This window comes from Roseicyclus sp., from assembly GCF_052168335.1.
Lineage (GTDB): Bacteria > Pseudomonadota > Alphaproteobacteria > Rhodobacterales > Rhodobacteraceae > Roseibacterium.
On sequence record NZ_JBQLZP010000329.1, the window covers coordinates 1 to 3,302 of the forward strand.

Annotated in this window: 3 protein-coding genes; 2 read left to right on the forward strand and 1 reads right to left on the reverse strand. The window is 70.5% G+C overall.

All coding sequences use genetic code 11. The features are described 5' to 3' along the window. Together ACTS11_RS10130 and ACTS11_RS10135 are read left to right on the forward strand one after the other, a co-directional pair. The coding region (locus ACTS11_RS10130; RefSeq protein WP_442640193.1) for a TRCF domain-containing protein at positions 1-1,229 on the forward strand (1,229 nt) is incomplete at its 5' end. Positions 1,230-1,287: 58 nt separating this feature from the next. Further along, positions 1,288-2,073: a DUF2306 domain-containing protein gene (locus ACTS11_RS10135; RefSeq protein ID WP_442640194.1), complete on the forward strand. Its 786-nt coding sequence runs from the start codon at positions 1,288-1,290 to the stop codon at positions 2,071-2,073. 2 nt (positions 2,074-2,075) lie between these two features. Here the strand turns inward: ACTS11_RS10135 and ACTS11_RS10140 are convergent. Beyond that, on the reverse strand, positions 2,076-3,302 hold a 1,227-nt coding region (locus ACTS11_RS10140), incomplete at its 5' end, for a multidrug effflux MFS transporter (RefSeq protein WP_442640195.1).

The following is a 3,302-nucleotide window of genomic DNA, read 5'->3' on the forward strand; positions in this document are numbered from 1 at the left end:
TGCATGTCCTGACGCTCTCGGCCACGCCCATCCCGCGCACGCTCCAGATGTCGCTGTCGGGAGTGCGCGACCTCAGCATGATCGGCACGCCGCCCGTCGACCGGCTGGCGATCCGAACCTACGTCTCCGAGTTCGACGCGGTCACCATCCGCGAGGCGCTCCTGCGCGAGCACTACCGGGGCGGGCAGTCCTTCTATGTCGTGCCGCGGATCGAGGACCTGCCCGAGGTCGAGCAATTCCTGCGCGAACAGGTGCCCGAGGTCACCTTCGTCACCGCCCATGGCCAGATGGCGGCGGGCGAGCTCGACGACCGGATGGTGGCCTTCTACGACGGCAAGTACGACGTGCTTCTCGCCACGACCATCGTGGAGAGCGGCATCGACATCCCGACCGCCAACACCATGGTCATCCACCGGGCCGACATGTTCGGGCTGGCGCAGCTCTACCAGATCCGGGGGCGGGTGGGGCGGTCGAAGACCCGCGCCTACGCCTACCTCACGACGAAGCCGCGCGGCAAGCTGACGCCCGCCGCCGAGAAGCGTCTGCGCGTCCTCGGCTCGCTCGACAGCCTCGGCGCGGGCTTCACCATCGCCTCGCAGGACCTCGACATCAGGGGCGCGGGCAACATCGTGGGCGAGGAGCAGTCGGGCCACGTCAAGGAGGTCGGCTTCGAGCTCTACCAGTCCATGCTGGAGGAGGCGATCGCCAGGATCCGCTCGGGCGAGGCGGAGGGGCTGCCGGGCGACGACGGGCAATGGTCGCCCACGATCAACCTCGGCGTGCCGGTCCTGATCCCGGAGGACTACGTGCCCGACCTCGACGTGAGGCTCGGGCTCTACCGCCGCCTCTCGCAGCTCGAGACGAAGGTGGACCTCGAGGGCTTCGCGGCCGAGCTCATCGATCGCTTCGGCGAACTTCCGCGCGAGGTGAACACGCTCCTTCTCGTCGTGCGCATCAAGGCCATGTGCAAGCGCGCCCATATCGCCAGGCTCGACGCGGGGCCGAAGGGCGCCACCGTCCAGTTCCACATGGACAAGTTCCCCAATCCCGCCGGTCTCGTGGAGTTCGTGCAGGAGCAGCGGGGCCTCGCCAAGGTGAAGGACAACAAGATCGTCGTACGCCGCGACTGGGCCTCGGAGGCCGACAAGATCAAGGGCGCCTTCGCCATCGCCCGGGATCTCGCGCAACATGCCGCGGCGCAGAAAACGAAGGCGGGATTGGCCGGCTGAGCGTTTTGCGGTAATGGCCCCTCAGGAAACGCGCCGAGAACGTGGGGAACCGAGGGACATGAGCAGACCTGCCGCGCGCGCACGGGGCGCAGGAGACACGGGCCTCGGCCGGGGCATCGAGCCGCCGCGCCGGATGCCGAAATGGGGATGGTACACCTTCCTCTTCTTCTCGGCGCTGTCGGCCGCCTCGGCCTTCAAGTTCGTGCCGCCGGGCCTGATCCACGGCTTCTTCCCGGCGCTCGGCGAGGGCATGGGGGGGGCCTGGGCCGCCTTCGTGGTGGAGGGGGTCAGCCGCGGCGCGGACCATGTCGCGCATCACCTCGCGAACGTGGGCGACACGCTGGCGGTCCACATGATCTTCGGCGGCCTCGCCGTGATCCTCATCCCGCTCCAGGTCAGCCGCATGTGGCGGCGGGGCGACCGGCGCAAGCACGCCTACCTCGGCTGGGCGCTGGTGCCGGTCATCACCATCGCCGCGCTGACGACGCCGCCCATCGCCTTCAACATGAGCTATCCGATGTGGTCCGAGGTGGGCTTCGCGCTCGGCTCGGTGGCGTGGTTCGGCGCGCTCGTCATGGGCATCTATTGGATCGTGAAGGGCGACCGCGAGAAGCACCGGCGCTGGATGGTGATGATGGCCGCGCTGTGCTTCGGGGCGGTGAGCTTCCGGCTGCAACTGCCGATCCTGCGGCTCTTCTTCGAGCTCGAGACGGTGTTTCCCTATATCGGCTGGACCTGCTGGGTGCCGAACGTGCTCGTCGTCATGTGGTGGTGGCAGCGCGACGTGGCCCGCGCCGAGGGTCGGCGTGTCGCCATGCCGCCGCCGGTCGCGCCCGCCGGTTAGGCTCAGCCGTCGGTCGCCTCGCGCGGCATCCGGCGCATCACGAGCCACGCCAGCGCCAGCGCCAGCCCGACGCCGAGGGCCACGGGCACGGCGGTTCCGTCGTAGAGCTGTCCGATCATCGCCCCGCCGAGCGCGCCGCCCACGGTGGCCAGCGCGCCCATGACCGAGGCGGCCGTGCCCGCGATGTGGCCGAGCGGCTCGAGCGCGAGCGCGTTGAGGTTGCCGATGGTGAAGGCCGCCGTCGCGAAGACCGTGACCGACCAGAGGAAGAAGATCGCGAAGCCCGCCTCCGCCGGACCGAGGAGGGCGAGCGCCGCCGCCGTCGCGAAGGCGGCCGCAGCCGAGACGGCGAGCCCGCCCCGGATCATCGGGCGCATGCCCAGACGCATCACCAGCCGCCCGTTGATCGGCGCGGCGGGCGCGGCCAGCAGCGCGATGAGCGCGAACCAGAGCGGAAAGCTCTCGGCCCGGCCATACGTGGTGTCGAAGACCTGCTGTATCGACGAGAGCGACCCGAAGAGGGCCGTGAAGATCAGCGTCTGGGCGACGATGGAGAACTGCATCTGGCGGTGCGCCAGCGCCTCGCGGAGGTCGGCGAGAAGCGGCCCCGCCCTGAGCCGCCGCCGCGCCTCGGGCGGCAGCGTCTCGGGCTGGCGGATCGTCAGCCAGCCGACCGAGAGGACGGAGAAGACGATGAAGGCCCCGAAGATCGCCCGCCAGCCGAAGCCCGCGATGATCGCCGCACCGATGAGCGGGGCCACCGCCGGGAAGAGCGTGAAGATCAGCATCGCGTAGGAGACGATCTGCGCCATCGCCCGGCCCGAATAGAGGTCCCGCACCATGGCGAGCGCCACGACGCGCGGCCCCGCCGCGCCGAGGCCCTGGAGCACGCGCGCGGCGAGCAGGAGCTCGAGCGAGGGCGCCACCAGCGCGAGGCCCGCGCCGAGAAGGTAGAGCGCCGCTCCGATCAGGATCACCGTCTTGCGCCCCAGCGCGTCCGAGAGCGGCCCCGCCACCAGCGTGCCGAGACCCATGCCGAGGACGAAGCTCGTCAGGATCAGCTGCGCCCGGTTCGCGTCCTCGGGCGTCAGCGCCGCCGCGATCTCGGGCAGGGCGGGCAGCATCGCGTCGATGGAGAAGGCCACCGTCGCGAAGATCGTGCCCATGAGCGCGATGAACTCGCCCTTGGAGAGGCGGCGGACCTCGGGCGGCGCGGCGACGTCCGGCCG